The organism is Micromonospora matsumotoense, from assembly GCF_900091525.1.
In the GTDB taxonomy this organism is placed as follows: Bacteria; Actinomycetota; Actinomycetes; order Mycobacteriales; family Micromonosporaceae; genus Micromonospora; species Micromonospora matsumotoensis.
Map to the genome: position 1 here is coordinate 26234 of NZ_FMCU01000037.1, position 7134 is coordinate 33367.

The 7134-nt window shown below is 68.3% G+C and carries 5 protein-coding genes; 3 read left to right on the forward strand and 2 right to left on the reverse strand.

The window, feature by feature from the left end; translation table 11 throughout:
- Positions 1 to 142: 142 nt before the first annotated feature.
- The gene (locus tag GA0070216_RS32990) at positions 143 to 1573 is read right to left on the reverse strand and encodes a DHA2 family efflux MFS transporter permease subunit (RefSeq protein WP_245722890.1); all 1431 of its coding nucleotides are present in this window, start codon (positions 1571 to 1573) and stop codon (positions 143 to 145) included.
- Between the two features lie 137 nt (positions 1574 to 1710).
- On the opposite strand from GA0070216_RS32990, the gene GA0070216_RS32995 reads away from it, so the two are divergent.
- Positions 1711 to 2490 (forward strand): thioesterase II family protein, encoded by a 780-nt coding sequence (locus tag GA0070216_RS32995; protein ID WP_091254679.1) that lies wholly within the window; start codon positions 1711 to 1713, stop codon positions 2488 to 2490.
- 295 nt (positions 2491 to 2785) lie between these two features.
- Complete coding sequence (locus GA0070216_RS35970) at positions 2786 to 3472, forward strand: integrase core domain-containing protein (RefSeq protein ID WP_245722891.1); 687 nt, start codon at positions 2786 to 2788, stop codon at positions 3470 to 3472.
- Positions 3473 to 3908: 436 nt separating this feature from the next.
- On the opposite strand, the gene GA0070216_RS33005 is transcribed toward GA0070216_RS35970, so the two are convergent.
- Entirely contained in the window at positions 3909 to 4319 is a 411-nt protein-coding gene (locus tag GA0070216_RS33005; RefSeq protein WP_141723287.1) for a hypothetical protein, read from the reverse strand.
- Positions 4320 to 4659: 340 nt separating this feature from the next.
- On the opposite strand from GA0070216_RS33005, the gene GA0070216_RS33010 reads away from it, so the two are divergent.
- Positions 4660 to 7134: glycoside hydrolase family 2 TIM barrel-domain containing protein (locus tag GA0070216_RS33010; RefSeq protein ID WP_091254689.1), on the forward strand; the 2475-nt coding region annotated here is incomplete at its 3' end.

Here is a 7134-nt window from a genome sequence, read left to right on the forward strand (position 1 = left end):
ACATGTGAAAATTTCGTCGCTGCGTCGGAACGGGAAGACCACGCCCGGCCGGACGGCCGGGCGTGATCGATCGGACCGGGCGGGCACCACACCGGCCGGCCCGGCCGGCCCTGGCGGCGCGGGATCCGCCGCCCTGAGCGGTTCAGCCGGCCGTGGCCGGCCGCTTGCGGGCGAGGACGACCAGGCTGACGGCGAGCAGCGCTGCCAGGGCGATCAGGTAGTACAGCGACGCCGTCAGCGCCTGCGCGTACGACTCGGCCACGCTGGGGCGCAGGCGCGCGTAGAAGACCAGCCCGATCAACGCCACCCCGAGCGAGTTGCCGAGCTGCATGGTCGTCGTCAGCACGCCTGACGCCGCCCCTGCGAGCCGCGCGGGAAGTCCGGCGAGGACCAGCGAGTTGAGCGGCGCCATCACCATGCCCAGTCCCGCCCCGTCGATGAGCAGCGCGGGGGCGAACGCGGCCAGGCTGCCCCCGACGCCTTGCCGGGCGACGGTCACCGCCAGCAGCACCTGCCCGGCGAGCAGCAGCGCCGCGCCCACCACGAGGGCCCGGGCCCCCAGCCGGGCGGCGATCGGGCGGGCCGCGAACGAGGCCACGAAGAATCCCAGGCCCATGACGGTGAACTCCAGCCCGGAGCCCAGCGCGCCCAGCCCTCGGCCACGCTGTAGATACAGCGCCAGCACCAGGAAGAACGACGCCAGCCCGGAGTAGAAGCAGATCACCGCGAGCATGCCGACGCGGAAGGTCCGGTGACCGAACAAGGCCAGGTCCACCAGCGGCGACTCCCCCCGGGCCGACCGGCGGTGCTGCGAACGGACGAAGAGCGCCAGCAGCGGCACGGAGGCGGCGAGGCAGGCCCAGGCCCACGCCGGCCAGCCCCGCTCGCGCCCCTCGACCAGCGGTAGCACGATCGCGACCAACCCCAGCGTCACCAGGACCACGCCGGTCACGTCCAGCCGGACCGCGCCGTCGACGGTGGACTCCGGCACCACCCGCGGCGTCAGCAGCAGAGCCACCAGGCCGATCGGCACGTTGATCAGGAAGCAGGTACGCCAGCCCAGGCCGGCCGGGTCGGCCGCGATGAGCAGGCCACCGATCAACTGCCCGCCGACCGAGGCCAGGGCGAGCACCATGCCGTACGCGTTGAACGCCCGAGCGCGCTGCGCGCCGGTGTACGCCAGCCCGAGGATGGTGAGCACCTGGGGCGACAGCACCGCCGCCGCCACGCCCTGCACCACCCGCGCGGCCACCAGGACCGCCGCGTTCGGCGCCAGCCCGCAGGCCAGCGAGGCCAACGTGAACAGGGTCAGGCCGAGCAGGTACAACCGACGCCGGCCGTAGATGTCTCCGAGTCGCCCGGCTGTGATGAGCCCGCACGCGTACGCCAGGCCGTACCCGGCCACCACGAACTCGATCTGCGCCGCGTCGGCGCGCAATTCGAGCTGCATCGACGGAATGGCTACATTGACGATGAAGAAGTCGAGGACCACCATGAAGGTGCCCGCCAGAACAACCGGCAGGGTGGCCCGGCCGGTGGACGTATCCCGTACGCCCCTCTTTATACGGGTCACGGCTTCCGATTGTGCCACGACAGTCTCCCGAATCCGTGCTGGCCTGTGTTTCCCGCACGATGCCCCAGTCGGGCCCGCGCTGTCGATTACGCATGAGGTAATGGAATGCGGTCGGCAGCCGGCGTACGGTTCCCACCATGACGACCGAACACGTCACCTCGGCCGCGCAACGGTGGTTCGTGTCGGCCCGCCCCCGACCGGACGCACCCGTCCGCCTGCTCGCCCTGCCCCATGCCGGTGGCTCCGCCGCCGCCTACATCCGCTGGGCCGAACTGCTGCCACCCGAGGTCGACCTGGCCGTGGTGCAACTCCCCGGCCGGCAGGACCGGCGCTCGACGTCGCCATTTGTCGACTCCGAGACCCTCGTCAACGCGTTGTACGACGTGCTCGAGGAGAACTGGGACGGCCGCCCGTACGCGTTGTTCGGCCACAGCATGGGTGCGCTGCTCGCGTACCGGCTCACCGGGCTGATCGACCGGATCGGCGGGCCGCGTCCCGTGCTGCTCGCCGTTTCCGGATGGGCGCCGGCCGCGCACCGCACCAGCGACCGGGCGGTGGAGATGTACTCGGACGACGAGCTGATCGACGCGGTCGGCGCCTTCGGCGCGTTACCACCCGAGCTGGTGGCCGATCCGCAGCTACGGGAGCTGGTCATGCCCGTCCTGCGCGCCGACTTCAGCGTGCTGAACAGCTTCGTTCCCGACGGCGCCCCGGTGGGCGTGCCGGTGGTCGCCTACGCCGGCGCCGACGACCCGGCGCTGCCACCAGGGGCGATGGCCGGCTGGGCCGCGCTCACGCCGGACCTGCGCGGGGTGACCGAGTTCCCGGGGGGCCACTTCGCCCTCTTCGAGCACGCGATGACGCTCACCGCCGACCTGACCCGGCAACTGCGGCGCCTGGTCGCAAAGCCGGAGTGACATCTCGGGCCGGAAGCGGTCGACGCCGGCCCACCGGTTCCCCGTTGCCACAATCACCTCGGCCTCAACCAGCCGCGTGCCTTCCGGTCACCGACCCTGTGGGTGCCGAAAACCCCATCCACCCTGGCCACAGCCACGTGATCACCAAGCATTGGAGCGGCCGGTCCTGGCGCGGGGTAGGCCGGCTGAGTCGCGGCAGTGGTCGACGTCGTGTGCTGCATGACGATAGGGGTGTGCTGTTTCGACTGGCGTACCTCGGTGTGACCAATGTCTGGCCCTGCTGCGGCTGTTGCCGATGAGCGACCGCGTCAAGGTCGCCGCCTCCACGATCTGGGGGATTCTCAAGGACGCCGGTATCGAAACGGCACCCGAGCGCACCAGCAGCACCTGGGCGGCGTTCCTACGATCCCAGGCCCACGCCATCATCGCCGCCGACTTCTTCGAAACGACCACCCTGACCGGCGCCCGCCTCTACGTCCTGGCCGTCATCGAGCACACCACCCGCCGGATCCGGATCCTCGGCGCCACCGCCCATCCCACCGCCGCCTGGGTGACCCAAACCGCCCGGAACCTGGTCTTGGGCCTCGAAGACGCCGAATGCCAGGTGAAATACCTGATCCGCGACAGAGATGGTAAGTACCCGGCACTGTTCGACACCATCCTCACCGACGCCGGGATCGGCGTGATACTCACCGGGGTACGGATACCCCGGATGAACGCGATCATGGAACGCTGGGTACGGACCTGCCGCCGCGAACTTCTCGACCAGACACTGATCCTCAACCAGCGACACCTACTACACGCGCTCCGCGAGTACGAGAACTTCTACAACGAACACCGTGCACATCAAGGCATCGCCAACGCCCGGCCACTCGCCCTGCTACCCGAGCCGATCACCGATCCGAACCGGCTCGCCCACCTGAACATCCACCGACGCGACCGCCTCGGCGGCATCCTCCACGAATACGAACATGCCGCCTGACCTGCCCGGATGACATTTTCGGCAGGTACACCGTTGGACAGGGCCGGACGTGAGGGATGCTCGTCGCACGAGCACCCACCGGCCACAAGGGACGGAAGAGCAAAGGGGCCTGACCGCCATTTCGGCAGGTCAGACCCCTTGCGATCTTGTGCGCCCGAAGGGGCTCGAACCCCTAACCTTCTGATCCGTAGTGAGAAGTGTCAATTTTTAAGGCGATCAATCAAGCCTGGTCCGGCAGCGTCCAGCCCAATCCGAACACGTTATTGCAGGTGCGGGATTAGCATGATGAACATCAATCAAAGAACCACTTGTGAATAGAGTCCAAATCCGGCGTAGTCCAGCCTACCCACCCCCAGTTCCCCGACGTCCGAGCACCCACGGAGCACCCATGCGTGCGTCCGACCGGGCCGGATCAGGGTCGGGTGCGAGGGCCGCGCTACGCCGAGCCAGGGAGTCGCTGGTGACGGACCGCAGCGTTCAACCAGTCACTGGCAGCGGGCCGCTTCACATCCTCGCCGTGGTCAGGCTTTGACTGGCGTTTGTCGCAGGCGGTGCGGGATGCGGCGATCAGTGATGTGCCGAGGTTCGCTGTCTTCTGAGGGGTGAGCCGGATCGTCGTGCGATCCCAGAAGCCCGACAGCAGCGATGCGGCCAGGTTTCGGACCGTGTTGTGGTCCATCCCGTCGAGCTTGGTCATGTCGGTGGGGCGCTGTTCCGGGTTGTCGATGGCCAGCGTCACCGAGGGCGGCTTGTCGTGCCCGTCGGGGGAGCTGAACGCCTGGAGGTCGACCGTCGCCACCTTGACGTCATTGGCACATTCGTGGTGCTGGCCGTGCACGGCGGTCACGTCCGGGAGTCGACGGTACGCCGGGCGCAGCGCGCCGAGGGCGACCTCGGCGCGCTGCTCGGAATCATGCTGATCGGCCTGGCCACCCTGATCGGTCGCCTCCCTTTACTGCGGCTTTTGTCGGGATTGCTCGCCTTTCAGGCTTCGACAGTAGATCGATGATCGCAGATCATTGACTTAGTGCTCGTGTTGCCGGTTAATCACATCTACGTGTCAGCTGCGTTCACCCTCCTGGGTGGTCGACGACACCGGCGGGTCGTCGAATCGATTCGATTACAGCCGGCACGTGCACCTTGACTCGGAGTCATGAGTGCTGTCGGGTGAGTCACAGGAGGTAACCGTGCATCGTACGAACGTCCGCTGGGGCGGTCGATTGTCGGCGTCGGCCAGAGGGCTGGCCGCGACCGTGGCGCTCAGCCTGCCCCTGACGCTGGGCGGCCTGACCCTGGCAACCCCCGGGCCGGCCCTGGGCGCGCCGGCCGCGACGCAGAGTATCGCGGCCGCCGGACTTGACGGTGTGGCGGCCGGGAACGCCGCGATCACCTCGGTCGATCTGAGCGGGACGTGGAGCTTCACACCCGCGGGTCGGGCAACGACCTCGATCACGGTACCCGGCGGCGGCTGGTACAAGCAGGGCTTCACCGACGTGAACGAGGCGGTGTACTCGCGCAGCATCACCGTGCCGGACACGGGCCAGCCGCAGTCGACCTGGATCGAGTTCGGTGCCGTCAACCACCAGGCGACGCTGTCGGTCGACGGCCGGGTGGTGGCGACCCAGACGACCGCGTTCACCCCATCGAACTTCGACATCAGCAGCTACGCCGCACCGGGCACCACACACACGATCAGCGTGCAGGTGAAGGGCCGCGGTGCGCTGAAGGCGTCCGACGGCAAGTACCTGGTCCCCATAGCGGCCGACTGGTCCGAGGCGGTACCGCAGGGGATCTTCCGGTCCGCGTCCCTGCGGGTGTATCCGGCGGTATACGTCAGTGACACGTTCGTCCGCACCTCGGTGGCGAACCGCACGCTCAGCTACGACGTGTCGGTGACCAACTCCTCGGCCGCGACCAGGACGGTCACCCTGACCGGGGCGCTCGCGTCCGACGGCGCGGGCTCCTTCAGCTATCCGCAACTGCCGCAGCAAACCGTGACGGTGGCGGCCCGTTCGACGGCGAAGGTCACTGTGGGTCCCGTGGCATGGGACCTCGGCACCACCTCGTACTGGTGGCCCAATGTGCCGTACCGGTCCGGCTACCGGGCCCAACTGCACCGCCTGGCGGTACACGCCACCGTCGACGACGGCCGCACCAGTGACGCCACGTACCGCTTCGGGTTCCGGGAGAGCACGCAGAACGGCGAGTACTACTACCTCAACGGCGCGCGGGTGAACTTCCGTGGCGACAGCCTGCAGGGTGCCGACTACGACCGGGTCAACAACGGCGGCAAGGGCGACGCGTACGACACCCTGCCCGGCTTCCTGCCCCCGTCGTCCGGCAACGGCGGCTGGCCGCAGGCGGTGGACAACTACCAGCGGCTCAACTACAACGTGGTACGCATGCACATGGAGCCGGCCAGCCCGTACATGCTCGACGTGGCCGACGAGATAGGCCTGATGATCATCGACGAGACCGCCATCCGCAGTGGTTCCCAGAACTTCGTGTCCGGACGCGACAACATGGTGGCCCACGCTCGTGCGCTGACCCTGCGCGACCGCAACCATCCGGCGATCATCCGCTGGAGTCAGATCAACGAGCCCAGCTCCAACGCCAACGACTCACAGTCGTTCCAACAGGACCTGTACGCGGCGATGAACGGCAATGACGGCACCCGGCCGATCAGCATCGACGCCGGCATTGGCGCGGACTCGCCCAGCCGGTACCCGGCCATGACCTACCCCAACTTCGCCATCTTCGCGCACTACCTGGACGGTGTCGGCCGCTACGGCGAGGCCCTGAATCGCCATTCCGGGCGTCCGGACGGCGAAGGCGAGTACATCTGGCCTGCCTGCAGCACCAAGCAGGGCTTCACGTGGTTCGCGACGGCGACGGCGGCCAAGCGCGGCAAAGACGCCAGCGACCTGCGCCCGTACACGCTGCTGTCCGCCTGGGCCAGCGTCGTGCCCGGCGTGCGAACCACCGACTTCACCACGGAGGAGAACACTCGCCCGGTCTACGGCGCGGACAACCTGCCCGACCCGTGGAGCAACCTGCAGATCCAGCGCGTGCAGGCGGCGTTCAACCCGGTGGCCGCGGTCGACCTTCCCTTCTGGTCTGCCTCCGGCAATTCGGACTCCAACGGCACCTTCCCGCTGCCGCAGGCGGTACCCAGCTACGCCCGCAACGCCACGGTCACCCGGAACATCACCGTGTTCAACGACGACTTCGCCGACACCTCGGTGGGCTTCACCTGGACCGCCCGGCTCGACAGCCCGACCGGCGCGGTCGTCGCGTCCGGCAGCACCAACCTGACCGTCCCACTCGGCTCACGGGTCACCCAGCCGGTGTCCTTCACCACCCCCAACACCGGCAGCCGCGTGTACCTGCAACTGTCGACCACCAAGGCCGGTAGCCCCGTCTTCACCGACGCGGTCGAATACTTCAACCTCACCGGAGGCAGCGGGACCGGACCCACACCGGGCACCTACCGCATCGTCAACCGCAACAGCGGCAAACCCCTCGCCATCGCCGGCAACTCCACCGCCGACGGCGCCAAGACCGTCCAGCAGAGCGGCACCCCCACCTGGACGATCAGCACCACCCAGGACGCCTACACCCTGCGCTACACCGCCTCCGGAAAGATGCTCGACGTCAACGCC

What these genes read in the sequence shown, in the direction of transcription:
- GA0070216_RS32995 (WP_091254679.1), top strand. Translation starts at nt 1,711, where the DNA reads ATGACGACCGAACACGTCACCTCGGCCGCGCAACGGTGGTTCGTGTCG.
- GA0070216_RS35970 (WP_245722891.1), top strand. Translation starts at nt 2,786, where the DNA reads ATGAGCGACCGCGTCAAGGTCGCCGCCTCCACGATCTGGGGGATTCTC.